This window comes from Reinekea marina, from assembly GCF_030409715.1.
Lineage (GTDB): Bacteria > Pseudomonadota > Gammaproteobacteria > Pseudomonadales > Natronospirillaceae > Reinekea > Reinekea marina.
Genome location: NZ_JAUFQI010000001.1, coordinates 211,484 through 233,166, shown reverse-complemented (window position 1 = coordinate 233,166; position 21,683 = coordinate 211,484). Strand labels below are relative to the sequence as shown.

Annotated in this window: 26 protein-coding genes; 17 read left to right on the top strand and 9 right to left on the bottom strand. The window is 45.1% G+C overall.

Translation table 11 applies throughout. The features are described 5' to 3' along the window. Nucleotides 1-5: 5 nt before the first annotated feature. Nucleotides 6-1,844: an ABC transporter ATP-binding protein gene (locus QWZ13_RS01325; protein ID WP_290280158.1), complete on the top strand. Its 1,839-nt coding sequence runs from the start codon at nucleotides 6-8 to the stop codon at nucleotides 1,842-1,844. Nucleotides 1,845-1,885: 41 nt separating this feature from the next. On the opposite strand, the gene soxR is transcribed toward QWZ13_RS01325, so the two are convergent. Beyond that, nucleotides 1,886-2,317, bottom strand: a complete 432-nt coding sequence (gene soxR / locus QWZ13_RS01320; RefSeq protein WP_290280157.1) for a redox-sensitive transcriptional activator SoxR — start codon at nucleotides 2,315-2,317, stop codon at nucleotides 1,886-1,888. An 84-nt stretch (nucleotides 2,318-2,401) separates the two neighbouring features. Here soxR and QWZ13_RS01315 point away from each other — a divergent pair, with 84 nt between their 5' ends. Then, a complete protein-coding gene (locus QWZ13_RS01315) occupies nucleotides 2,402-3,586 on the top strand; it encodes an MFS transporter (RefSeq protein ID WP_290280156.1) in 1,185 nt (394 codons plus the stop codon). Here QWZ13_RS01315 and QWZ13_RS01310 read toward each other — a convergent pair. Continuing rightward, complete coding sequence (locus QWZ13_RS01310) at nucleotides 3,583-4,437, bottom strand: DMT family transporter (protein ID WP_290280155.1); 855 nt, start codon at nucleotides 4,435-4,437, stop codon at nucleotides 3,583-3,585. The two genes, QWZ13_RS01315 and QWZ13_RS01310, sit on opposite strands and share 4 nt — an antisense overlap. Here QWZ13_RS01310 and QWZ13_RS01305 point away from each other — a divergent pair. From QWZ13_RS01305 to QWZ13_RS01295, 3 genes are all read left to right on the top strand, one after another. Then, on the top strand, nucleotides 4,418-4,555 hold the full coding sequence (locus tag QWZ13_RS01305) for a hypothetical protein (RefSeq protein ID WP_290280154.1): 138 nt from the start codon (nucleotides 4,418-4,420) through the stop codon (nucleotides 4,553-4,555). The genes QWZ13_RS01310 and QWZ13_RS01305 overlap by 20 nt on opposite strands. Continuing rightward, nucleotides 4,521-5,702, top strand: a complete 1,182-nt coding sequence (locus QWZ13_RS01300; RefSeq protein WP_353959006.1) for an alpha/beta hydrolase — start codon at nucleotides 4,521-4,523, stop codon at nucleotides 5,700-5,702. The genes QWZ13_RS01305 and QWZ13_RS01300 overlap by 35 nt, the downstream gene beginning before the upstream one ends. A 138-nt stretch (nucleotides 5,703-5,840) precedes the next feature. After that, nucleotides 5,841-6,332 carry a DUF4442 domain-containing protein gene (locus QWZ13_RS01295; protein WP_290280153.1) on the top strand — a complete coding sequence of 164 codons (492 nt, stop codon included), beginning with the start codon at nucleotides 5,841-5,843 and terminating at the stop codon, nucleotides 6,330-6,332. Nucleotides 6,333-6,423: 91 nt separating this feature from the next. On the opposite strand, the gene QWZ13_RS01290 is transcribed toward QWZ13_RS01295, so the two are convergent. Continuing rightward, a complete protein-coding gene (locus QWZ13_RS01290; RefSeq protein ID WP_290280152.1) occupies nucleotides 6,424-7,020 on the bottom strand; it encodes a hypothetical protein in 597 nt (198 codons plus the stop codon). Between the two features lie 240 nt (nucleotides 7,021-7,260). Here QWZ13_RS01290 and QWZ13_RS01285 point away from each other — a divergent pair, with 240 nt between their 5' ends. The 7 genes from QWZ13_RS01285 (at nucleotide 7,261) to QWZ13_RS01255 (ending at nucleotide 14,302) form a co-directional block, all read left to right on the top strand. Further along, the gene (locus QWZ13_RS01285; RefSeq protein WP_290283234.1) at nucleotides 7,261-8,559 is read left to right on the top strand and encodes an NAD(P)/FAD-dependent oxidoreductase; all 1,299 of its coding nucleotides are present in this window, start codon (nucleotides 7,261-7,263) and stop codon (nucleotides 8,557-8,559) included. Nucleotides 8,560-8,653: 94 nt separating this feature from the next. Next, entirely contained in the window at nucleotides 8,654-9,652 is a 999-nt protein-coding gene (locus tag QWZ13_RS01280; protein ID WP_290280151.1) for an oxidoreductase, read from the top strand. Nucleotides 9,653-9,707: 55 nt separating this feature from the next. Further along, nucleotides 9,708-10,211 (top strand): VF530 family protein, encoded by a 504-nt coding sequence (locus QWZ13_RS01275; RefSeq protein WP_290280150.1) that lies wholly within the window; start codon nucleotides 9,708-9,710, stop codon nucleotides 10,209-10,211. A gap of 175 nt (nucleotides 10,212-10,386) precedes the next feature. Continuing rightward, on the top strand, nucleotides 10,387-11,424 hold the full coding sequence (locus QWZ13_RS01270) for a Fe(3+) dicitrate ABC transporter substrate-binding protein (protein ID WP_290280149.1): 1,038 nt from the start codon (nucleotides 10,387-10,389) through the stop codon (nucleotides 11,422-11,424). Continuing rightward, on the top strand, nucleotides 11,405-12,469 hold the full coding sequence (locus QWZ13_RS01265; RefSeq protein ID WP_290280148.1) for a FecCD family ABC transporter permease: 1,065 nt from the start codon (nucleotides 11,405-11,407) through the stop codon (nucleotides 12,467-12,469). The genes QWZ13_RS01270 and QWZ13_RS01265 overlap by 20 nt, the downstream gene beginning before the upstream one ends. Then, on the top strand, nucleotides 12,462-13,484 hold the full coding sequence (locus QWZ13_RS01260; RefSeq protein WP_290280147.1) for a FecCD family ABC transporter permease: 1,023 nt from the start codon (nucleotides 12,462-12,464) through the stop codon (nucleotides 13,482-13,484). Before QWZ13_RS01265 ends, QWZ13_RS01260 begins: the two co-directional genes overlap by 8 nt. Nucleotides 13,485-13,489: 5 nt before the next feature. Beyond that, the gene (locus QWZ13_RS01255; RefSeq protein WP_290280146.1) at nucleotides 13,490-14,302 is read left to right on the top strand and encodes an ABC transporter ATP-binding protein; all 813 of its coding nucleotides are present in this window, start codon (nucleotides 13,490-13,492) and stop codon (nucleotides 14,300-14,302) included. Nucleotides 14,303-14,477: 175 nt separating this feature from the next. Here QWZ13_RS01255 and QWZ13_RS01250 read toward each other — a convergent pair whose 3' ends face one another. Beyond that, nucleotides 14,478-14,597: an endo alpha-1,4 polygalactosaminidase gene (locus QWZ13_RS01250; RefSeq protein WP_290280144.1), complete on the bottom strand. Its 120-nt coding sequence runs from the start codon at nucleotides 14,595-14,597 to the stop codon at nucleotides 14,478-14,480. 597 nt (nucleotides 14,598-15,194) lie between these two features. On the opposite strand from QWZ13_RS01250, the gene QWZ13_RS01245 reads away from it, so the two are divergent. After that, nucleotides 15,195-15,332 carry a hypothetical protein gene (locus tag QWZ13_RS01245; RefSeq protein ID WP_290280143.1) on the top strand — a complete coding sequence of 46 codons (138 nt, stop codon included), beginning with the start codon at nucleotides 15,195-15,197 and terminating at the stop codon, nucleotides 15,330-15,332. Between the two features lie 111 nt (nucleotides 15,333-15,443). Here the strand turns inward: QWZ13_RS01245 and rho are convergent, their stop codons facing one another. The 5 genes from rho to hemB form a co-directional block, all read right to left on the bottom strand. Next, complete coding sequence (gene rho / locus QWZ13_RS01240) at nucleotides 15,444-16,700, bottom strand: transcription termination factor Rho (protein ID WP_290280141.1); 1,257 nt, start codon at nucleotides 16,698-16,700, stop codon at nucleotides 15,444-15,446. A gap of 157 nt (nucleotides 16,701-16,857) precedes the next feature. Then, the gene (trxA, locus tag QWZ13_RS01235) at nucleotides 16,858-17,184 is read right to left on the bottom strand and encodes a thioredoxin TrxA (RefSeq protein ID WP_216000750.1); all 327 of its coding nucleotides are present in this window, start codon (nucleotides 17,182-17,184) and stop codon (nucleotides 16,858-16,860) included. Nucleotides 17,185-17,188: 4 nt separating this feature from the next. Then, complete coding sequence (locus tag QWZ13_RS01230) at nucleotides 17,189-17,383, bottom strand: hypothetical protein (protein ID WP_290280140.1); 195 nt, start codon at nucleotides 17,381-17,383, stop codon at nucleotides 17,189-17,191. After that, nucleotides 17,356-17,484 carry a hypothetical protein gene (locus QWZ13_RS01225; RefSeq protein ID WP_290280139.1) on the bottom strand — a complete coding sequence of 43 codons (129 nt, stop codon included), beginning with the start codon at nucleotides 17,482-17,484 and terminating at the stop codon, nucleotides 17,356-17,358. The genes QWZ13_RS01230 and QWZ13_RS01225 overlap by 28 nt, the downstream gene beginning before the upstream one ends. Before the next feature lie 7 nt (nucleotides 17,485-17,491). Beyond that, complete coding sequence (hemB, locus tag QWZ13_RS01220) at nucleotides 17,492-18,484, bottom strand: porphobilinogen synthase (protein ID WP_290283233.1); 993 nt, start codon at nucleotides 18,482-18,484, stop codon at nucleotides 17,492-17,494. Nucleotides 18,485-18,634: 150 nt separating this feature from the next. On the opposite strand from hemB, the gene ubiE reads away from it, so the two are divergent. Genes ubiE through ubiB form a run of 4 tightly spaced genes read left to right on the top strand, consistent with a single transcriptional unit; the run spans nucleotide 18,635 to nucleotide 21,656 of the window. Next, nucleotides 18,635-19,405, top strand: a complete 771-nt coding sequence (gene ubiE, locus QWZ13_RS01215) for a bifunctional demethylmenaquinone methyltransferase/2-methoxy-6-polyprenyl-1,4-benzoquinol methylase UbiE (protein ID WP_216000748.1) — start codon at nucleotides 18,635-18,637, stop codon at nucleotides 19,403-19,405. Continuing rightward, a complete protein-coding gene (locus QWZ13_RS01210; RefSeq protein WP_290280138.1) occupies nucleotides 19,402-20,034 on the top strand; it encodes a ubiquinone biosynthesis accessory factor UbiJ in 633 nt (210 codons plus the stop codon). Before ubiE ends, QWZ13_RS01210 begins: the two co-directional genes overlap by 4 nt. After that, nucleotides 19,931-20,179: a hypothetical protein gene (locus QWZ13_RS01205; protein ID WP_290280137.1), complete on the top strand. Its 249-nt coding sequence runs from the start codon at nucleotides 19,931-19,933 to the stop codon at nucleotides 20,177-20,179. The genes QWZ13_RS01210 and QWZ13_RS01205 overlap by 104 nt, the downstream gene beginning before the upstream one ends. Further along, entirely contained in the window at nucleotides 20,094-21,656 is a 1,563-nt protein-coding gene (gene ubiB, locus QWZ13_RS01200) for a ubiquinone biosynthesis regulatory protein kinase UbiB (RefSeq protein ID WP_290283232.1), read from the top strand. The genes QWZ13_RS01205 and ubiB overlap by 86 nt, the downstream gene beginning before the upstream one ends. Nucleotides 21,657-21,683: the final 27 nt, after the last annotated feature.

Genomic DNA, 21,683 nt, shown 5'->3' with positions numbered 1-21,683 from the left:
TTAAGATGGACGCTACACAAAATAGTACGCCTTTTGAAAAAGGCGCCTGGAAAGCGGTTTTTAACCGATGCTACCAGCCACAAAAAAAACTATTTCACCGAGTGATCGCACTTGCACTAACGACGGCTGGTGTTGAAGCCAGCTTTACGTTGATTACAAAAGAAGTCTTCGACGAAATTGCTGATAAAGGAGCGGATGCTCAGCTGTTAGGTTATGGGCTGGTATTCTTTACTGCATTAGCCGTGCTCGTGATATGCATTAGAAGCTTTATTCGGCTTACCGGTAAGTTGTCGATGACGCTCATGTACGAGCTAAGAAAAGAGAGTTTCGAACACCTACAATCTCTATCGTTTTCATTTTATGACAACAACGCCGTAGGCTGGTTGGTTTCTCGAATAACTTCTGATACAGCCCGTATTGCCAGAATAGTTGCCTGGGGGACACTGGATTTGTTTTGGGGAATACCCATGATTCTGGCGATCTTTATTGTGCTTTTTGTTTTAGACGCAAGAATGGCCTTAATTGTATTGGCCTTATTCCCATTGTTGGCCGGCGTGGCTTGGGTGTTTAATCAAAAAATACTGAACAGTTCGCGTGAGTTACGTAAAACTAACTCAAGGCTAACCGCTGTATATAACGAAGGGATTGCAGGCATACAAACCAGTAAAATCTTGGTACGTGAACAGCAAAATTTAAAAGAATTTAAAGTCGATACCGATAAGATGTACGGGCTATCTATGCATAATCTGTTACTGACGTCGGCATTTTTTCCTTTTGTAAACGTCTTTGTCAGCTTGGCCGTGGGTATTGCTCTTTGGCTAGGCGGTGTTGATGTACTTGCTGGTGTATTAACGCTAGGTACCTTAGTCGCGTTTATGAATTATGCACGTACACTGATGGATCCAATGTTGGAGGTCAGTGAAACCTTGGCCAACTTACAGCGAACAACCGCCTGTGTTGAGCGAGTTATGGGGTTATTAGTCGTTGAGCCAACGATTAAAGATTCTGACGCAGTTGTTGAACTAATGAAGCGAGCCTATGAATCGGATCACCAAACTCTTGATGGTTTAGAAAATGATATTCGAGATATAGAATTTAAAGATATTCAGTTTTCATATAAACCAGACGAGCCCGTACTCTCAGACTTCAATTTGAAAGTTCCAGCCGGTTCTACCGTGGCACTCGTTGGTCCAACTGGAAGCGGTAAATCAACTGTCGTCAGTTTACTGTGTCGTTTCTATGAGCCAAACCAAGGGCAAGTATTGGTTAACGGTGTTGATTACCGAGATCGTAGTCTTTTATGGCTGCAATCGAATCTAGGCATTGTATTGCAAACACCGTTTCTTTTTACCGGCACCATTCGATCAAACATACGATACGGTAAGTTAGATGCGACAGACGCTGAAATAGAAGCGGCCGCAAAAGCTGTTAACGTTCACGATATTATCATGGGTATGGAGCATGGTTATGAAACACAGGTACAAGAAGGGGGGACAAACCTTTCTACAGGGCAAAAACAATTAATCAGTTTTGCCCGCGCCATTATTCATGATCCGCAAATTTTAGTGATGGATGAAGCCACGTCGTCGGTTGATACGCAAACAGAAGCTCGCCTGCAAAAGAGCTTAGCCACAGTGCTGAAAGGCCGCACCAGCTTTATCATTGCTCATCGGCTTTCAACCATTCGCAATGCGGATGTGATTGTCGTGATAGAAGATGGCAGGTTGATCGAACAAGGCAGTCACAGTGAATTGCTAGAGAAAAAGGGTCATTACTTTGAACTTTACCAAAAGCAGTTCAAAAACGAACTGGAGGAAACGCTATTGAAAGAAGGTGAGATATAATCGCCTAACCTAGTGAACGGTAGCTAAAGCATTTGCCTTAGCTACTGTTGACTGAGTTCAACAGCACCTACTTCTTTTTTTCCCAAGATGTCGTCAGGATTGCGCAGTTTGCATGATTGCAACGATAGGCAGCCGCAGCCAATGCAATCTCCCAAGTGATCGCGTAATTTTTCAAGCCTTGATATTCGAGCATCAAGCTCATGCTGCCATTGTTTAGACATTTTTAACCAATCTTGTTTGGTCGGTGCTTTGTTGGTGGGCAAGCAGGCCATCGACTGGGCGATATCTTTTAAGCTAAGACCAAGCTGTTGCGCAGTTTTAATAATCGCTACTCTTCGAAGGACACTTCGTTCATAGCGGCGTTGATTCCCCTGATTTCGACGGCTCGTTATTAGTCCTTTAGATTCATAAAAGTGTAATGTCGGTACCGAGATTCCGCTACGCTTTGCCACTTCGCCCACACTTAATTCCATAAACACTCCTTAAAGGCTTGACCTAAAGTTAACTTGAGGTTTTAAACTGCATCATACACAGCAACGAATACATAAGGAAACTAGATGACGAGTTTTTATCGCGCCTTTCTCTGCGGTCGTTTTTTTGATGGCCTGTCTTCAGGCATGTTTATGATGGCATTGCCTTGGCTTATGCTGGCCAATGGGGCGAGTGGCGCTTTGGTTGCATTAACGGCTTTTGTTTGTACAGCGGGTTCATTTTTGCTTACACCCATATTGGCTACTTATATTGATCGTCATTCGCGCAAAAATATCCTTATCGGTGTTCAATGTATACAGGCGCTTACGGCTGCCTTGGTTTTTATGAGTTTTGTGAAAGGTGATGCGCACATAGGAGTGCTCATCTTCGCTCAGCTGGTTTTTTGGTGGACCGGTGATTTTGCATGGAGTACCAACTCAGCCTTCACTCAAGAACACTTCAACGCCAATGAATACCCTATGGTTTCTGGTCGACTAGAAATGGTCATGCAAACTACATCGCTCGGCTCAGGGGCGGCGGGAATTTTATTGATGTCGATTTGGTCAATGCGAGAATTCTCAGCTTTTGCAATGATCGCCTCCCTAATTGCGGCACTATGCTACGGGCTAATGCCCTACCGCCGGCAGCTCAGTGTTGTTCTAAAGTCTTCATTTATTGCGCAGCTGGTAGAAACTAAAACTATTTTTCAGCGCCAGCCTAGATTTTTTATATTTTTAGCATTGTCATGCCTTTCATACCCCGTATTAACCTTTTTATCGAAATTAATACCAATTTATTTTTCTGAGTTGGGCTTAACAGGCGATTACTTTGCAGCTTGGAAAGTGGCTTACGGGCTAGGAGCGCTCATTTGTGGGATCGGTGTAGCCAAACTGTTAGAAAATTTTGAAACTGAAAAAGTGATGTTTAACAGCGTGTTGATACTCTCGATGCTATTGGTGGCTATGTTTATTATTTTGAATCCACTTTTGTTAATAGTGTTTACACTGCCTTTTGGCTTTTTTAATTCATTTAACCGAATCGCCAGAACGGTAAAAATGAGCCGCGAACTTAATGTATCGGAACGGGGCCGTATCGATGGCGGTTTAAAACTATTTTCTACGATGAGCCAAAGTTTAGGTTACGTGTTGATTGCTTGGCTAAGCCATTCGCAAATGACATATCTTGGATTTTTAATTGCAGCCATTATTCTGCTCGTGTCGGCATTTGCCATGAAAGCTCTGTTTAAGCAAAGCGCGCATATACCGGTTTAGTGCGCCTTAGCTCTTATAACAATAAAGATTCCACTCATAATAATGGCGAGTGACACAATTAAGAGAGTTGTTAAGCGGTCGCCAGTAAATAAAACGCCACCAAATGCGGCCAGCGCTGGAACCAATAATTGAGATACGGCCGCTTGGCTGGTGGTCAATTTTGGTAACACGGTGTACCACAGTGCGTAACCAATACCAGAGGCTAAAGCGCCCGAAGCAATGGCAAGCGAGACGCCTGAAAACTCTACATATTGTATGGAAGCGCTAAAGAAAATAATCGGCAATGACATAATTGAAGCCCTTATAAAATTGCCGGTCGTTAATAAGGTGGGTGAAACAGCTCCCTTACCTAATAGCGTATAACTGCCCCAGGCTATACCTGAAGCCACCATAAGCAAAATGCCAAGGCTTGTAGTACCTGAGCTTAAGTTAGGTAAGATCAATACGACAAAACCCATAAAGGCAATAATTAGCCCTACCCACTCCATGATAGAAAACCGTTGGCCGCGAACATAACTTATTATTAACATGGTTAACTGAACTGTCGTAAATAGAATGAGAGCGCCAGTTGCGGTGTCTAAGTGGAGATAGCCATAAGAAAAGCATACTGCATACATCCACAGAGAAAATGCGCCCAACCAAGTTCCCGATGTAAAAACGCCTTGCACGCTGTTTCTATTTACAAAGAAACAGATAATCGCCAAGGTCATAGCTCCACTGATTAAGCGAATTAAAGTGAAGTTCCCAGGGTCGATAAGCCCTTGCGCCAATGCCATTCGAGTCAGTACGGAATTAGCCGCAAAAGCAACAAGCGCTAAGCTGGTCATTACAATGAGTTTTATCAAGGACACGAAAAGAAGGCTTCTCAGTCGAAAGGTGAGCCCCTACAATAACATTGAACAATCAAATCCGTCACGAGCAACAGGCTTCTTTAATGCGTATTTACTCTCTAATCACTTCTTTGTTTAAACATCAAAAGCTTTGGCTGGGGTTGTTGGTGTTTTCGCTGAGCAGTTGTTCTATGACGCCAACGTTGCAGTATGCCGGCGCAAATAGTGCCTTTGAGCGATACCAAATTGCCGATAAAGTAAGCCTAGATGAACTCGATTTTGTCGAAGTGCACTACGCGACCAACCGGCTCATTCAATCGCCGGGGAAACTGGCCAACATCACCGATGATCGAGGCTCTCTCACCTATGGTGCTTCGCTAATTAGTATTCCCAAAGCAACTTATCAAACCGCCGATGCCAAGCTAGCGTTTGTTTGGGGACCTGTTGGAATTAATCGTAATCCGAGTAAAAATATTTTCTTACACGATGTTAGTACGTTAAACCCCAGTGAATTCTTTCATGAAGTGAGCCACACAGAAAAATCGCAAAACGATCACGCGCTATTATATGTACATGGTTATAACGTCACCTTTGAAAATGCCATTCGCATTGCTGCACAGTTAAAGCATGACATGGGGTTTTCAGGTCTCGCCTTTGCGTTTAGCTGGCCTTCTCGGGGGAATTTCGCCCAATATACGGTAGATGAAGCCAATGTTGAGTGGAGTAAAGTTGATTTTATAAAGACAGTTAAAAGTATATGTGACCAAACTCAAGTAAAAACGCTCGATATCATTGCGCATTCGATGGGCTCAAGACTGGTCACTTCGGCGTTGATCAACCTGTTTAACGATTCACCCAGTTATCGAAAGTGTTTAGGAGAATTGGTGTTGGCCTCTCCAGACATTGATGCCGATTATTTTAAACGAGATTTATTACCACGATTATCAGCGCACCACCTGCCTATTACTTTGTACTCATCGTCAAAAGACGTCGCCTTAAAAGCCTCTAAAACCATACATGGCAAATACCCACGCGCAGGTGAATCGGGTAAAGACATCACGGTCGCCAAGGGTGTAGAAACGATTGATACCTCTGAAGTAAGCGACAGTATGTTTGGTCATTCAGATTATGCCGAAACGGCTATTTTGATTAAAGATTTGTCTGGATTGTTGGTCGAAGGCAAGCGAGCGGAGCAGCGAGAGCATTTGGTCGCCGTGCCGTATCAAAACACTGAGTTAAATTACTGGATTTTGCGGCACAACTTAACGCAGCCATTAAAACAGTGATTATTGCCTCAAGGTCACGAGTGGCCTCATAAAAGAGCGTGCTTGTGAGCAGGGATTTAACTCGCGCAAAGAATACTGGGAGATTGGAGTTATCTGATCAACAATCTCCGCATTCACTCATAACTCGAAAGCATCCACATGACTCAGTTAAATAAAGTATCTAAAACCGTAGCGCGCTTAGAAAAAGCGCCTAAATTTATGCGTACATGGGTACTTTCAACCGCGTTCGGTACCATGATCCCTTACGCCGGTCGTTCAAAGGTTCGCGTTGAAAAGCTGACCCACTCCCAATCGGTCATCACCATCAAAAATAAGCGCAGTGTTCAAAACCATATTGGTAGTATTCATGCGACTGCAATCGCTATTGCGGCCGAATCAGCAACGGGCTATTTAGTTGCGATGAACGTGCCCGATTCAAGCGTGCCAGTGATAAAGACCCTCAAGGTTGATTATGAAAAGCGCTGCAAGGGCAACATAACCGCCGAAGCACATTTAACCGATGCCCAAAGAGAGCAAATTAAGACTCAAGAAAAGGGTGAGGTTACCGTACCTGTGACCATTATTGACGGGGAAAATAAGCAGCCCGTGCAGTGTGAAATGATATGGGCATGGACTCCTAAGCGGCGTTAGATTAGCAACGACAATGGCAAATTAAAGAGACTCAAACACAATGCTGCCCCCTCAGTTCAAGGGGGCTTCTCCATTGTACTCACTCAGAGCATTAACAATCTGTCCAAGTAACGCCATCGGTACTGCATTGCTCTACTGAACTATTTCCATTGCGAACTGTACGTTTCAAACCGGAATCGCCATTACTTCGTAAGAATATATACTCATTGTTAGCGCTGTTTCGGTAAGTTTTTGACCAAAACGCATAGTCTGGTGTGTTTACCTCGTCTTCGTAACGGTAAGGTAGGTTTTCTGCAAAGTTTATTAGTTTGTCGCGATCTAAGTCTTTATAGATGGCTTTAAGGTCAACCCAGTTATCCATAAAGCCAAAGCGGCCGTTTTCACGACGAAAGGCGAATTGGCTGCCGTATTTTTTTTGTCCACTGACCGAGTCTACTAAGATGTAACGCAAATAGGCCTTCTGAGTAAAATTCTCTGGTTTACATTGAGATTCCTCTTTTACTTCTTCACTGATTAAGTTGATTAACTGATAGGTGGTATTCCCTGAAGTTGCCGATACCTTTTCCTTAATATCACAGCGGTACCCTGTGGCTATTTTTTCTGGCTCAACGGTAGCTTGATAAGTTAACGAAGCGCATCCTGTCAGAGTTGAAAAAGCAGTGATGGTGGCAAGTAGCTTAAGTTTCATTCTAATTCCTTTTTAGAATTTTTAGTTTCGGCGTCAATATACAACAATTATTACCGTAGCAAAATGGCAAGGGGTGAAATTATAAAGGGTGCTTATTTCAATAGCTTTTAACAGTAAGCACACATTGAATTTGTAGTTTTATATACAGAATTGCAATTAAAACGGTGGAATTTAGGTTGCGAGCTGAGAAAAAGTGCCCATAATGTAATTAAATTACATTTTACCGATCGGGAGAGCAACATGAATATAGTCATTGTTGGCGGAGGTGCAGGTGGTTTGGAATTGGCGACGCGATTAGGTCGCAAATTTGGACGACGTAAAAAAGCCAACATCACTTTAATCGATCGGAACAATACTCACCTATGGAAGCCACTACTTCATGAAGTGGCTTCGGGCAGTTTAGATATGGGCGTAGACTCGCTCAGCTACAGAGCCCATGCTTATAATCACCATTTTCGATTCAAGCTCGGTTCACTGAGCGGGATAGATCGGAACACCAAAACAATTACACTCGCCTCATTAACCGATGAAGAAGACCAAGAGGTATTGCCCGAGCGCAAAGTAGATTACGACATACTGGTGTTAGCCTTAGGCAGTGTCACTAATGATTTCGGAACACCAGGGGTTAAGGAGCACGCACTCTTTTTAGATGCTGCAACGCAGGCTGAAAAATTCCACACCAAATTATTGAATGGGCTACTAAAGCTAAATAAAAATGCGGAGCAAGATAAGTCTGCCGTATACCGCATTGCTATTGTTGGCGCTGGAGCGACCGGTGTCGAGCTTTCAGCAGAATTGCACCACACCTTTAATACCATGAAAGCCTATGGTCTTAATGAGCTAAAGCCATCACAACTTAAAATCAGCTTAATAGAGGCAGGCCCTCGTATACTGCCTGCACTGCCCGAGCGGATATCGGCATCGGCGCATAAAGAACTCGGTGAATTAGGCGTGGATGTAAAAACGAATACGCTCGTAGCGCGCGGTGAAGCGGGCGCCTTTATTACTAAAGACGATCAAGCCATAGAAGCCGATTTACTCGTTTGGGCCGCCGGAATCAAGGTTCCCGATCAGTTCGCCGCTATGTCTGATTTAGAGACTAATCGCATAAACCAGTGGCAGGTAAAGCCTACTCTGCAAACCACACTCGATAACAACATATACGCCCTTGGCGATTGTGCCGCCTGCATCATGCCCGATGGCAAACAAGTTCCTCCAAGGGCTCAATCGGCACACCAAATGGCGTCGCATGTCTATTTGAATATTGCTCGGCAGTTAAAAGGGGAGCCAGCAGATAAAGAATACCAATACACGGATTACGGCTCACTGGTTAACCTAAGCCGATACTCAACCGTAGGTAGCCTCATGGGCAATTTGTCTAAAGGCAGCATGATGATAGAAGGCCGTATCGCGCGGCTAATGTATGTTTCGCTGTATCGATTACATCAACTCGCTTTGCATGGTTGGGTGAGAACAGGGTTACGGATGGTGTCTGATCGAATCAATAAAATTATTCGCCCTCGTTTAAAGTTGCATTAAAAGCACCTCCCAGACCATAGTCGTATTCTCAACGGCTATGGAACCCATCTATGCTGTTATAAATTAACACTGAATCAGAGCGGGAAACGAAATTATGTCGACATCCTTTAAAGCACTCATCGTTGAAAAATCAGAAGACAAACAGTTCAGTCGCCATATCGGCGAGCGCACCATTGATGAGTTACCGGAAGGTGAAATACTCATAAAAGTTCAGTACTCATCGCTTAATTATAAAGATGCGTTATCGGCCACAGGCAACCCTGGTGTTAGCCGGATCTTTCCGCATACGCCCGGTATTGATGCCGCAGGCACCGTCGTTGAAAGCCAGAGTGACGCCTTCAAAAAAGGCGATGAAGTGATCGTGACCAGCTATGATTTAGGCATGAACACCGCTGGTGGGCTGGGCCAATATATTCGCGTTCCCCAGCAGTGGGTGCTAAAACGCCCACAAGGGCTAACCGCAAAAGAAGCGATGGGCTTCGGAACGGCCGGTTTAACCGCCGCATTGATGATCAGTGCACTGCAAAGTAATGGCGTAACACCAGAGAAAGGCCCTGTTTTAGTGACCGGAGCAACAGGCGGCGTTGGCTCAATCGCGGTATCTATATTATCGAAGCTAGGGTTCAACGTAACGGCCGCCACTGGCAAGGCCAGTGCTGAAGACTTCTTAAAGCGTCTCGGCGCCAGTGAAGTAATTAACCGTGAGACATTGCTAGATAACAGCCGACCCATGTTTAAAGAGCACTGGGCAGGAGTAGTCGATGTGGTGGCAGGTGATACCTTAGCCAATGCAATAAAATCGTGCCAATACAATGGTGTTGTCACCGCCAGTGGTTTAGTCGGCGCAGTCGATTTTACGACATCGATATTTCCATTCATCTTAAGGGGGGTGCGATTAATCGGTATCGATTCAGTAGAGTGCTCAATGGATGTTCGAACTCAAGCATGGCAAGCGCTCGCGAGTGACTATAAGGTAGAAACACTCGAAAGCTTAGTTACCGAGATAACCTTAGACCAAGCTGAATCATCATTGCTGGCCATGCTAAAAGGACAATCTCATGGTCGAATCGTAGTAAACATGGAAAATTCTTAGCCACAAGTTACACTGTAGAGACTAATTTTAAAATGACAGTGGACACAGTTAATCGATGAGCGAACAATATTTAAATAACCCGTTACATGGACTCAAATTAGACGTATTGCTAACGGAGCTCGTCGATTTTTATGGCTGGGAAATACTCGCCGCTGCTTTAAACTTTAACTGCTTTAAAACCAATCCATCGATCAAAGGCAGCGTAAAGTTCTTCAGAAAAACCGAATGGGCGCGACATAAACTAGAAGCGTTCTACCTTTACCGCTACAAGCACCTGCCAAGACCAGACGACAAGCAGTTTGCGCTGCCACCGAGAGATCGCATCATTCCAGAGCACCAGAAGCCTCGCGACTCAGTTGTGTTAACGCTAGAAGAGTTAGAGCGTATTAATGAGCGTAAAGCGAAGAATGCACCTAAGTCAAACCGCGGTCGGCCTAACAATAGAAGCGATTCACATTATCGAAGCAAAACACCTTCAACTAAGCCTTCAGATGACAGTGCAGACCCATGGGCAAACGCCCGTAAAATAATTGCTGAAAAGAATGGCGATAACAGTTAGTGGAATAAATCATAAAATGAAAACAGCGCTTCATGAGTGTGTGGCGTTATTCGCTGATAAGGTTTCTTACGCAAAGGCTCGCATAGCCTATAAAGTTTAGCCAAATTAACCCCTACAATTAACCTTCACTGTGTTATCTATACATAAATAAGGCGTTGTCCTTCATTGTCCTTCGTTGAACGAGCTGACAACTCGTAGTTTCATGGGCCTAAGCGAGCCAGCTTTGGATGCTTTTAAATTTCATTTGTTGATATTTATTCTCATTATCAGTTGCAATTCATTATCATCTAGGGATAATGCGAACCATTATCAATTGAAGGAGATTAATATGGTCAAGCAACTCGTTTCGCTTTGTGCTGCCCTACTCATTAGTAGTTTAACTTTTGGTCAAATTACCGTGAATGATGAGTTAGGAACTGTCGAACTTGATTCTGTTCCAGTACGAGTAGTGGCATTAGAATTCTCTTTTGTCGATGCCTTGGCAAGCTTAGGTATTGCTCCTGTGGGCGTAGCAGATGATGGCGATAAAACACGCGTTATTGAACAAATTAGAGCGCGCATAGGTGAAGACTGGGTATCTTTAGGTTCACGTTCTCAGCCCAGCTTGGAAGTGATTGCTTCGCTCAAGCCAGACTTAATTATTGCCGATCGTGAACGCCATGAAGCGATATATGAAGATCTAAAACGCATTGCCCCAACGCTTATATTGAAAAGCCGTGGTGAAACATACCAAGACAACTTAAAATCCGTGATTAAAGTAGCTAGTGCTTTCGATCGAGAAGGTGAAATGGCGCAAAAAGTCGCTGAACATAGCCAAAAGATGGATGCCTTTGCAAAGCAAATAGATAACGATGCAAGTTTGTTGTTTGCTGTGTCGAGTGCGCGCGGTGTCTATATGCATGCACCAAAAGCCTATGCCGGAGGGGTGGTAAATCGTCTAGGGCTACGATCGCCCGTACCCGATGAAACAGAAGCGTATGTACAAACAACCATTGAAGGATTAGTCAAAGCCAACCCAGATTATTTTTTAGTGGGTGAATATGGTGAAGAAACGGTAATTGATACGTTTAAAGAAAATAGCTTGTGGACCTTAATGAGTGCGGTCAAAAATGATCACTATGTTGAAACAGATCCTCGCCTTTGGTCGCTTAATCGCGGCATGATAGCAGCCGAAATTATGGCTGAAGAAATTATTGCATTGCTTAAAGATTAATCCAGTGACGCAAGTCGTTTCGTATAGAACGCCAGCAATTCGCTGGCGTTTGCTCGTTGTTAGCTGGCTTGGTTTATGCACGCTATTCGTTGGCATGGGTTGGTCTTTATTTGTTGCTTCACAATTTGATATGAGCTGGATAGATGTAGGCCATTTTCTTTTTGGACAAGAAGGTGAAATTATTCACCAGCACATCATTAAAGAAACTCGTCTTCCTAGAGTATTAAGTGCGGCAGGCGTCGGAGCCGCGCTTGCTTTAGCAGGGTTGCTAATGCAAGCACTGACCCGCAACCCGCTGGCGTCACCGTCTGTATTTGGTGTGAGTGCTGGAGCAGCCTTTGCGTTTGCATTTGCCGCTACTGGTTTGTTGCCATGGTTTTCGGCTTTGCCAATTTTAATCGTTACGATATTAGGTGCCCTTATCGCTGGCATTGCAGTTTTCTTTTTAGCAGGTTTATACAAACAAACTGTAAACCCTATTCGAGTTGTCTTAGCGGGTATTGCACTGAATTATTTATTTATCTCACTCACACGTGCGGCGGTTATTTTTGCCGATGAGAATGCCTACGGGGTTCTGCACTGGTTAACTGGCTCGATAGCGAATGTAGATTGGACTCACGTCAGAGTCATATGGCCTGCACTTCTCGTGGGCGTAGCATTTAGTGTTTACTTGAGCTTTCAGCTCAACCTATTAGCCTTGGGTGAGACAATGATGAAAAGCCTCGGCGGGCGGCTTTGGTGGATTCGCTTGTTAGCGGCTTTTACCATAATTTTGCTTATTGCTGCAGCTGTATCGGTTGCCGGACCGCTGGCTTTTATTGGCTTAGTCATCCCTCATATATGTCGAGCCTTTGTTGGAACCGATATACGTATGTTAGTGCCAACGGTTGCCATATTGGGCGCGAACATGTTGGTGTATGCCGACGCAATGGCCAGACTTTATAGCCCGGGTAAAGAAAACCCTGTTGGTATTGTCACCAGCTTATGCGGTGCGCTTTTTTTCCTTGCGCTGGTTCGTCGGCAGGTAAGGAAGTCTTATGTCTAGTCTGTCGAAAAGTATTACCAACAAAGAAAGGAGCCCATTCAAAAAAAACCTGCTGTTGTTTAGTCTATTCGTCCTTTCATGGATGTTTTTTGCCGTCTGGCATGTCAGTGCTGGCGCAGTTTCGATTCCTTGGACAGAGGTGTTTAACAGCGTGTTCGGACAAAGTGACGAGCATGCTTTTATTATTAAAGGGTATCGACTGCCGCGCATGTTAATTGCAACCTTAGTTGGCGCTAGTTTGGCGCTATCAGGCCTTTTAGTACAAGGCGTTGTGCGCAATCCTTTGGCTTCACCCGATGTACTAGGCGTAACAACTGGTGCGAGTTTAGCCGTGGTGCTTGCTAATGCATTGTTACCGACTATTGCTGTTGCGTGGCTACCTGCAGTGGCTCTCATGGGAGGGGCGATAAGCACAGTTATATTGCTATCCATAGCAAGACCAGTGATACAGCACCCGGCTGCATTGGCCTTAATTGGAATCGCGCTTGCAGCAGTTATGAATGCTGGGATCGACTTTGTATTAATTAGTAGACCAATGGAAATCAACTTGTCACTCATTTGGTTAACGGGCTCGGTTTGGGGGCGAAATTGGTCGCACCTTCCCATCTTATTGAGCTTTTTTGCCGTGCTTTTGCCAAGCGCTATTTGGCTTGCTTATCGATTAGATTTACTAAGCCTGGGTGAACCTACGGCACATGGGCTTGGAGTTAATGTACAAAGAACGCGCATAGTGACGCTGCTGGTTGCTATCAGCTTAGCGTGCGTTGCGGTCTCGGTATGCGGCAATATTGGATTTATAGGGTTAGTTGCACCACATGCCGCACGCTTTGTTTTGGGGAATCGCCATTTAGCGCTTGTACCGTTAGCCATGGTGTTCGGAGCCATACTGTTGGTCAGTGCTGACTTGTTTGCCCGGGTTTTGATGCCACCTATTGAATTACCCGCTGGAATTCTTACGGCGCTCATTGGCGCGCCTTACTTCATATTTTTACTCAGTCGATATAAAAATTGGTGATGCAAATGAACGCTACTTCAACAGCCATAACGATTTCAAACCTCAGTACCGGCTATGGCAAAAAACAAATTTTGTCGGGTATTCACTGCAGTATTAAACAAGGAAAACTAACGGCGTTAATTGGTCCGAATGGCTGTGGAAAGTCTACCTTACTTAATAGCATTAATGGCAGTTTGCCGTATCAAGAAGGTGATATAGCGCTAGCCGATGGCACCTTAACTCAACACTTGGAGGCTAAAGCACGAGCATGTAAATTGTCTATGCTACCGCAAACTCCACTCTCCCCCGAAGGCGTATCCGTACGCCAACTGGTTGGTTATGGTCGCGCACCTTATTTAAATTTCATGGGTCAAATGAGAGAGCATGATCACCTCAAAGTTGAACAAGCGTTGCAGCAAGCCGATGTGGCAGATCTAGCGGAGAAATCCATCGCGGCTTTGTCGGGTGGCCAGCGTCAACGCGCCTGGATAGCCATGGTGCTTGCACAAGACACGGATATAATTTTATTAGATGAACCAACTACGTATTTAGATGTTGCTCACCAGTTTGAGCTATTAGAGTTACTAGAGGAATTAGTTCAGCAGCAAGGTAAAACCATCGTTGTGGTATTGCACGACTTACACCAAGCTTGTCGCTTTGCCGATGAACTCATTATCATTAATGAAGGTAGGGTGTTCGCACAGGGCGAGCCGAGTAAAGTTTTTACAGAGTCAATGCTTAGCACTGTTTTTGATTTGAATGCCCAAATAATATTCGACCCTCAAACAGGAACGCCAATGGCTATTCCGTGTAAAAAAGGCTTACGAAAAGTTGCTTAAGATTAGTCACTTTAGATGCTTAAGTCAGCAAGACACGGCTTTGCGTTCGAATAGACCGAATAGGGTCAACAGGTAATTCCAAAGCTAGCGTCTAAATTTAATGGCAGAATTAAAGTGCTGAAATTATTGGAAGACGATTGCTTACAAATTGCGTTCCGTTGCGTTTCATTATCGATCAAGCTTTGTTGGTACTCAGCAATAAAAACGGCTTTTCTCGGCTAATAAAAGGCTTTAGTAAGTTACATTCATCGTATTCGAAACATTGTTCATTCACGGCAAAATCAAAATAGTCCACTAGTTAAATAACTTAGTCTAAATCGTTTTTTAAACCAATCGCCAAATTAGGGGGCGTGTGCTTCGTGTGCTAGAAATTTATTTTAATCTAGTTGGTCATAACCCGTAAAATTAAAACCTGGACTATTTGTGTAACCATCGACATTGTCAGGCTGCAAACCTGAGCAAGGGAAGTTCAGTTACCTAGCGAAGGGTTATGATCGCACCTGCGCAAGCTTCGGTCGCTCCCACGGGTTTTTGAGAAATTAAAAAGTGGTGCCGTAGTGAGCAGTGGTGATGGGTTTGCATTGGTCGGGAATCGGAGCCATGGATGGCGAAGCTTAGTTTACAAGGGCGTACTTGAAGCGACCGAGTAAGGGAAGTTCAGTGGCGCAGCGGAGGTCAATGATCGCGCCTCCGCAAGCTTCGGTCGCTCCTACAGGTGTGTGAGAAATTAAAAAGTGGTGCCATAGTGAGTAGAGGTGATGGATTTGCCTTGGTCGGGAATCTGAGCCATGGATGGCGAAGCTTAGCTTACATGGATGTACTTGCAGCGACCGAGCAAGGTAAATCCATCTCCTCGACGTAAAACAACCCCATACAAAAAAGCCCCAACTAAATGAGGCTTCGACGACGTGCACACGTAACTCATCGTGAGTGTATATTCCGGCCCAGCCATTCATGGCTGGTCATAAAAACGCGTGATTATTTCGGGCATAAAAAAGCCCTAAATAATCAGGGCTTCGACATAGAGTAAACGTAACTCATCGTGAGTGTATATGCCGGCCCAGCCATCCATGGCTGGTCATAAAAACACTATTAAAATACCGTTAAGGTATTTAAATTTGAGCGAAGCTCAACTGTGTTTTTATCCCTTCATGCTGTTGAAGAATTCGTCGTTGGTTTTGGAGATTTTTAGGCGATCCATTAAGAATTCTATGGCGGCTACGTCTTCCATTTCGGTGAGTAGCTTTCGTAAAATCCACATGCGTTGCAGTTCTTCTGGGGTCGTTAGTTTTTCTTCACGACGGGTACCAGAACGACGAATGTTAATGGCTGGGAAGATACGTTTTTCAGCAATCTTACGATCTAAATGCACTTCCATGTTACCGGTGCCTTTAAATTCTTCGTAGATAACTTCATCCATTTTAGAACCAGTATCAACCAATGCGGTAGCGATAATGGTTAATGACCCACCTTCTTCTACGTTACGTGCCGCACCGAAGAAACGCTTAGGACGCTCAAGGGCATTGGCATCAACACCACCGGTTAATACCTTACCTGAGCTTGGTACAATGGTGTTGTAAGCACGCGCTAAACGCGTGATCGAATCTAATAAAATAATAACATCGCGCTTGTGTTCGACTAAACGCTTAGCTTTTTCGATAACCATTTCAGCCACTTGAACATGACGAGCTGGCGGCTCATCGAAGGTTGAAGCAATAACTTCGCCACGCACTGAACGCTGCATTTCGGTTACTTCTTCAGGGCGTTCATCAATCAACAAAACAATAAGGTGCGCATCCGGATCATCATTGGTGATCGCCTGGGCAACGTTTTGTAGCAATAACGTTTTACCCGCTTTTGGTGGCGATACAATCAAACCACGCTGACCTTTCCCGATAGGCGACGCTAAATCTAAAATTCGGCCGGCCATGTCTTCAGTAGAACCGTTTCCAGTTTCTAACTTAAGGCGGTCTTCCGGGAAAAGTGGGGTAAGGTTTTCAAATAAAATCTTGTTCTTCGAGCTTTCAAGAGAGGCAAAGTTGATTGAGTCGACTTTTAATAATGCAAAATAACGCTCGCCGTCTTTAGGTGGCCGGATTTTCCCAGCGATGGTGTCACCTGTGCGTAAGTTAAAGCGTCGAATTTGGCTTGGCGATACATAGATATCGTCAGGACCCGCTAAATAAGAGGCCGATGCGCTTCGTAAAAATCCGAACCCATCTTGCAGAATTTCAAGTACACCTTCTCCGTAAATGTCTTCACCGCTTTTAGCGTGGCGCTTTAAGATGGTGAAAATAAGGTCTTGTTTACGAGTTCGGTTGATGTTCTCAAGTCCCATTTCTTTCGCAATGTCGAGAAGTTGAGGAACGGCTTTGGTTTTTAGGTCACTAAGATTCATAGGTATTTTTTTTACTTGAAAGTAGGAGGAGCTGATTGCTCAGAGAGTTATATTTGAAGGTTTTTTGTTCGATTCAGACAATATAGGCGCTGATTTTGAGGCTGTCCAGCGTTAATTACCCTGAAACACTGAAAAAGTGCTCCAGGGTTAGGTCTTTTTAGCTATTCGCTTGAATGAATTCAAGCAGCTGAGACTTAGATAGTGCGCCAACTTTAGTGGCGGCTACTTCGCCATTTTTGAAAATCATCAATGTAGGAATGCCACGAATACCGTATTTAGGCGGTGTGTTCGGGTTATCATCGATGTTTAATTTGGCCACGGCCATTTTGCCGTTGTATTCATCTGCTACTTCTTCAAGAACCGGCGCTATCATCTTGCACGGACCACACCATTCAGCCCAGTAATCAACTAAAACAGGCTGTTCGCTGCGTAATACATCAGATTCAAAGCTGTCATCAGTTACGTTAAGAATATTTTCGCTCATTTGGTTATATAGTTTCGCTAAGAGTTGAAGGGCAGAGTTTACCCTTTCCGAGACCACTGTCCAATAGTTGGGCTGAAAAAATGCTGCAAGTAATAAAAAAAGCTTCAAGTTTTGAGCTGTAAGCTGCAAGTAAGTTCAAGTGATACAAACACGCTGTTAAGCTTTCTAGGCTTATTTTAGCGATACCGTCTTGACCCACAGCTCAAATTTGCTCTTAATCTTTCGCTTGCAGCTTGCAGCTTGCAGCTTGCAGCTTGCAGCTTGCAGCTTCAAACCCGCAGCCCGCAGCCCGCAGCCCAAAACCGCCCTAACCCTTCAAAATCTCCGCCGCTTCCACCGCAAAATAGGTCAAAATCCCATCGGCCCCTGCGCGTTTAAAGGCTAATAAGCTTTCCATCATTACTTTGTCGTGGTCTAGCCAGCCGTTTTGGGAGGCCGCTTGGATCATGGCGTATTCGCCGCTGACTTGATAAGCGTAGGTAGGTGCGCGTAGTTCGGTTTTTACACGGTGAACTATATCTAAGTAAGGCATGCCGGGTTTGACCATGACCATGTCTGCGCCTTCTTCTAAATCTAGGCGAACTTCATGTATGGCTTCGTCGCTGTTGGCGGGGTCCATTTGGTAAGTTTCTTTGCTGCTTTTACCAAGGTTGCCGGCTGAGCCGACGGCGTCTCGGAAGGGGCCATAGAAGCTAGAGGCATATTTGGCTGAATAAGCCATGATGAGCGTATTCACGAAGCCTTGCTGTTCAAGTTCTTCGCGAATGGCTCCGATGCGACCGTCCATCATATCGCTTGGCGCGATAACATCGGCACCGGCCGTGGCGTGTGAGAGGGCTTGCTTGACTAGTATGTCTTTGGTGATGTCGTTGAGAACATAGCCGTTGTCGTCAATGATGCCGTCTTGTCCATGTGTGGTGAACGGGTCTAAAGCGACATCAGTCATGATGCCTAGCTCTGGTAGCTCGGCCTTTAAAGCACGCACGGCGCGCTGTGCTAATCCGTCAGGGTTGTAGGCTTCTTCGGCCAGCTCTGATTTAGCGTCTACAGGAGTCACGGGAAACAGCGCCAGCATAGGTATGCCTAATGCGGCCCAGTGTTTAGCCGACTCGACTAATAGATCGATTGATAAGCGTTCAACGCCCGGCATTGAAGGTACGGCCTCACGCTGGTTTTCACCTTCGAGGACAAAAACCGGATAGATGAGGTCATCAACAGTTAACTTGTTTTCACGTACCAGCCGTCTAGAAAAATCTTGCGCTCTTAGGCGGCGTAATCGAGTATTTGGAAATGCGCGCATGCGGCTTACCTTTGCTAAGTTTTGACATAGGTTAACGACAGCACGATCAAAGGGCAAAGCGCAGTACCTGTTTTTTACATGATCTATGACAGTCGCCCCCCGCGGCGGAAACCGTTACAATGCTGGCTATTATCAAATTTAGAGCTGACCATGACCGACCAACACAATCCAAAGCCCGAACAAGACACCACGCATTTTGGCTATAAGACCGTTAAAACTGAAGAAAAGCAGGCCATGGTGGCCGATGTTTTTCATTCTGTAGCGGCGAAATACGACATCATGAACGATCTCATGTCGTTCGGCGTTCATCGCGTTTGGAAAAAATACACCATTGAGATGTCTGGTGTACGTGTTGGCAATAAAGTGCTCGATATTGCTGGCGGAACTGGTGATCTCACTAAAGCATTTTCAAAGCGCGTTGGGCCTAATGGCCAGGTCATTTTAGCGGACATCAATGAATCGATGCTTAGAGTGGGTCGCGATAAATTGGCGGATTCCGGTGTGGCAGGCAATTTAGAAGTTGTGCAAGCCAACGCGGAAGTTCTGCCGTTCCCGAATGATTTTTTCGATGTAGTCACCATTGCATTCGGGTTGCGAAATGTTACCGATAAAGACAAAGCGTTGGCTGAAATGCACCGTGTGTTAAAGCCCGGTGGTCGGTTACTGGTGTTAGAGTTTTCTAAGCCTAAAAATGAACTGCTCAGTAAAGCCTATGATCTTTATTCATTTAAAGCGCTCCCACTAATGGGCAAATTAGTCACTCAAGATGCCGATAGCTATCAATATCTTGCGGAGTCTATTCGCAAGCACCCCGATCAAGAAACCTTAAAAGGCATGATGCTCAACGCGGGTTTTGCTCGAGTCAGCTTTCATAACCTCACTGGTGGGATCGTGGCGATGCATCGAGGCGTAAAAGCATGAGTGAATGGTTGTGGCCATTACAGAAATTAATAAACGATGGCCTAGAGTATGATCTTGCCTCTAAGGAAAAGGTCAAAAATCTTGCGGGTAAAACATTAGTTCTTGAAACCAAAGAGCCGAACTTGTCGATAAGCGTATCAATTGAGTCTGACGGCTTTGTGTTTTTGCAGCCTGAAAAAGTTGTACCGTTTGATGCCTTAGTGGCCGGTAAAGCCAGTGATTTGTTCGCGGTCATGCGAGCAGAAGACAGAACCGCCGCGATGATGGCGCACCAAATTAGCATTGAAGGCGATACGCGAACCTTTTTTACGCTTCAAGAGATTATGTCGCATTTAGATATAGACTGGGAAATGGCGATTGGTGATAAAATTGGTGATACCGCCGCGCACTTTGTTGCCGATGGCCTTAAATTGTTTGGCTCAATGTTGAAGAATCAGGTCACCTCATTCGAACGTACGTCACGAAACTACTTTCGAGAAGAAAGCCAGCTCTTCGTTCAGTCTGATTTATGGCGACCACACAAAGATGCGGTTCAGCAACTGCGAATGGATGCCGACAGAATGGCTGCTAAAATTCGCAAGCTCGCCGCGACGCGAACTGCGTCAACCGATTCAGGGAACAAACATTGAGTTCATTGCGATTATTAAAAATTGTCTGGGTATTTGGCCGTTACCGTTTAGATACATTAATAGATGCGCCCGCATTGCCATGGTATTTACGGCTAGCCTTAGCCTGCTTCCCTCTGCGATGGATTTTTCGCGCGAAAGGTTCTAACGGCCGTCGCTTGCGATTGGCACTAGAGCATCTTGGTCCTGTTTTTGTGAAGTTTGGGCAAATATTGTCGACGCGACGAGACTTATTGCCAGAAGACATGGCAACTGAGCTGGCCTTTTTGCAAGACAAAGTAGCGCCTTTCTCAAGTAAGTTGGCGATTCAAATTATTGAGAACGCACACGGGCAGCCTGTCTCGCAAACCTTTGCTCGCTTCGATGAAAAACCGTTGGCTTCGGCCTCCATTGCTCAAGTGCATACCGCGGCCTTGCACAATGGCTCTGAAGTCGTGGTTAAAGTAATTCGCCCAAATATCGAGCCAACGATACGCAAAGACGTTAAGTTAATGCGTCGCCTCGCTAAACTGGTCCGCCTGACAAACGATGGCAAGCGATTACGCCCCGTTGAAGTGGTCGATGATTTTAAACGCACCATTTTAGATGAGCTCGACTTACTAAGAGAAGCCGCGAATGCTTCGATGTTGCGACGTAATACCATCGAAGCCGGCAAACTTTACGTACCGTGGGTAGACTTCGATTTAACCAAACGCTCTGTTTTGGTCATGGAGCGAATTTACGGTATTCCTATTTCAGATACCGATACGCTAAAAGCCGAAGGTACCGATATGGCCGTGTTGGCCGAGCGAGGCGTGGAAATATTCTTTTCCCAGGTGTTTGAAGACTCGTTTTTTCATGCCGATATGCACCCTGGCAATGTCTTTGTTGATATTACCAACCCTGGCCAGCCTAAGTATATTGGTATTGATTGCGGCATAGTGGGCTCGTTGTCTCGTGAAGATCAGGCCTATTTAGCGCAGAACTTATTGGCCTTTTTTAATCGTGATTATTACCGAGTGGCGCAATTGCACGTAGAGTCGGGTTGGGTGCCTTCTACGACGCGCGTCAATGAGTTTGAAGCCGCCATTCGCAGTGTCTGTGAGCCTATATTTGAAAAGCCACTAGGAGAGATCTCGTTTGGCTTGCTGTTGATTCGGTTATTCCAAACGGCCAGACGATACGATATGACCGTGCAGCCACAATTAGTGTTGTTGCAAAAAACCTTGCTTAATATTGAAGGGTTAGGCCGCCAGCTTTATCCACAGTTAGATCTTTGGAAAACAGCTAAACCCTTTTTAGAAAACTGGGTAAAGGCGCAAGTGGGACCAAAACGTTTCTTTGATTCAGTGAAACAACATGCACCGAGCTGGATTACCAAAGCCCCTGAGATGCCAGATTTAGTACATACAGCCTTAACGCAATTGCAAACAGGCTCTAAGGCAAACCAGCAATTGGTCGACGAGCTCGCCGCTCTCAACCTGCGTGAACAGCGACAATCTAAGCAACGAACCCGACGATGGATTGGTGTCGCCGTCGTGGCGGTTGCTTTGTGGTTGCCAAATGCGGAAAATTGGCTTGAATCGGTCAGCACGGGGCAATGGCTAGCCATAATAGCAGGGCTGCTGTTGTTTTTGTGGTCATAACATAGATTGAAATCAGTAAAAGGAAAC

What these genes read in the sequence shown, in the direction of transcription:
- QWZ13_RS01260 (WP_290280147.1), top strand. Translation starts at nt 12,462, where the DNA reads ATGTCTAGTCTGTCGAAAAGTATTACCAACAAAGAAAGGAGCCCATTC.
- QWZ13_RS01285 (WP_290283234.1), top strand. Translation starts at nt 7,261, where the DNA reads ATGAATATAGTCATTGTTGGCGGAGGTGCAGGTGGTTTGGAATTGGCG.
- QWZ13_RS01315 (WP_290280156.1), top strand. Translation starts at nt 2,402, where the DNA reads ATGACGAGTTTTTATCGCGCCTTTCTCTGCGGTCGTTTTTTTGATGGC.
- trxA (WP_216000750.1), bottom strand. Translation starts at nt 17,184, where the DNA reads ATGAGCGAAAATATTCTTAACGTAACTGATGACAGCTTTGAATCTGAT.
- ubiE (WP_216000748.1), top strand. Translation starts at nt 18,635, where the DNA reads ATGACCGACCAACACAATCCAAAGCCCGAACAAGACACCACGCATTTT.
- QWZ13_RS01205 (WP_290280137.1), top strand. Translation starts at nt 19,931, where the DNA reads ATGCGGTTCAGCAACTGCGAATGGATGCCGACAGAATGGCTGCTAAAA.
- QWZ13_RS01305 (WP_290280154.1), top strand. Translation starts at nt 4,418, where the DNA reads ATGAGTTTTATCAAGGACACGAAAAGAAGGCTTCTCAGTCGAAAGGTG.
- QWZ13_RS01325 (WP_290280158.1), top strand. Translation starts at nt 6, where the DNA reads ATGGACGCTACACAAAATAGTACGCCTTTTGAAAAAGGCGCCTGGAAA.
- QWZ13_RS01255 (WP_290280146.1), top strand. Translation starts at nt 13,490, where the DNA reads ATGAACGCTACTTCAACAGCCATAACGATTTCAAACCTCAGTACCGGC.
- soxR (WP_290280157.1), bottom strand. Translation starts at nt 2,317, where the DNA reads ATGGAATTAAGTGTGGGCGAAGTGGCAAAGCGTAGCGGAATCTCGGTA.
- QWZ13_RS01290 (WP_290280152.1), bottom strand. Translation starts at nt 7,020, where the DNA reads ATGAAACTTAAGCTACTTGCCACCATCACTGCTTTTTCAACTCTGACA.
- QWZ13_RS01295 (WP_290280153.1), top strand. Translation starts at nt 5,841, where the DNA reads ATGACTCAGTTAAATAAAGTATCTAAAACCGTAGCGCGCTTAGAAAAA.
- QWZ13_RS01300 (WP_353959006.1), top strand. Translation starts at nt 4,521, where the DNA reads ATGCGTATTTACTCTCTAATCACTTCTTTGTTTAAACATCAAAAGCTT.
- QWZ13_RS01280 (WP_290280151.1), top strand. Translation starts at nt 8,654, where the DNA reads ATGTCGACATCCTTTAAAGCACTCATCGTTGAAAAATCAGAAGACAAA.
- QWZ13_RS01275 (WP_290280150.1), top strand. Translation starts at nt 9,708, where the DNA reads ATGAGCGAACAATATTTAAATAACCCGTTACATGGACTCAAATTAGAC.
- QWZ13_RS01245 (WP_290280143.1), top strand. Translation starts at nt 15,195, where the DNA reads ATGAGGCTTCGACGACGTGCACACGTAACTCATCGTGAGTGTATATTC.
- rho (WP_290280141.1), bottom strand. Translation starts at nt 16,700, where the DNA reads ATGAATCTTAGTGACCTAAAAACCAAAGCCGTTCCTCAACTTCTCGAC.
- QWZ13_RS01210 (WP_290280138.1), top strand. Translation starts at nt 19,402, where the DNA reads ATGAGTGAATGGTTGTGGCCATTACAGAAATTAATAAACGATGGCCTA.
- hemB (WP_290283233.1), bottom strand. Translation starts at nt 18,484, where the DNA reads ATGCGCGCATTTCCAAATACTCGATTACGCCGCCTAAGAGCGCAAGAT.